Consider the following 837-nt stretch of genomic DNA (forward strand, 5'->3'; position numbering starts at 1 on the left):
CCCTTTGTAGCAGCTGCCGAGCCCGCGAGGCTGCGTTCGGCTGCGAAGCAGTCGTAAAATCAGTAATCGCGGTACGTCAGGCAGGCCGCGTCAGCCGGCCTCACGACTGCTATGCAGCCGAACGCAGCCTCGCGGGCTCGGCAGCTGCTACAGATCGCATTACCGCTTAACTGATCGGCATCAGGCGCAACACCAGTTCAAACGAACTCGTGTTACGCCCGATCTACTGACATTTAATTGCTTTATCCAGACAAATCAGACTCACATCAAAAATTCAACATCGCCTTCAACATGTCAGAAAACTGATTCAAATGTGAAGACAGCGTTTTATTGAAATTGTCATGATAAGAATTGGCATTCGAATACTTCTGCGTGAAGGACTGCAATGTGTTCTTCATGCGTTCTTCCTGGGCGTTGAAGCCGGTTTGCCAGGCCTGGAATTTGGCGGTGTCCCAGATAACCCACTGCATCCCACCGCCTGATGACAGACTGTCTCGCATTCTCAATAGCGGCCCAGTGTCTATGACGACGCAGTAACTGCCGTCGGGATTTGGCTTAAGGCAACTTTCAGGCAGCCCCAGCGCTACTCGCCACTTTTCCGCTTCCTCCCTGCTCGCGCCTTCTTTTCCGGGTTTGGGAAACAGTACGGATGCAGGATTTGGATGGCTGTATTTAGTGACCAGGTCATTGAGTGCGACGTACAGCTCACCGACATGCAACTTGACCTCTTTACCGTCGCTGACCCCTTCGATCCAGTCTTTCAACTTCGCAGTAATTTGCGCATTGAAGTCGGCGAAGAAGTCCGAATAGGCCGCGATGATGTGCTCATAACCGGCC

The 837-nt window shown here is 52.4% G+C and carries 1 protein-coding gene; it reads right to left on the reverse strand.

Annotated elements, in window-relative coordinates; all coding sequences use genetic code 11:
- Positions 1-266: 266 nt before the first annotated feature.
- The coding region (locus AB4Z35_RS29875) for an IpaD/SipD/SspD family type III secretion system needle tip protein (RefSeq protein WP_442101140.1) at positions 267-837 on the reverse strand (571 nt) is incomplete at its 5' end.

This window comes from Pseudomonas sp. KB_15, assembly GCF_052114525.1.
Classification (GTDB): Bacteria; Pseudomonadota; Gammaproteobacteria; order Pseudomonadales; family Pseudomonadaceae; genus Aquipseudomonas.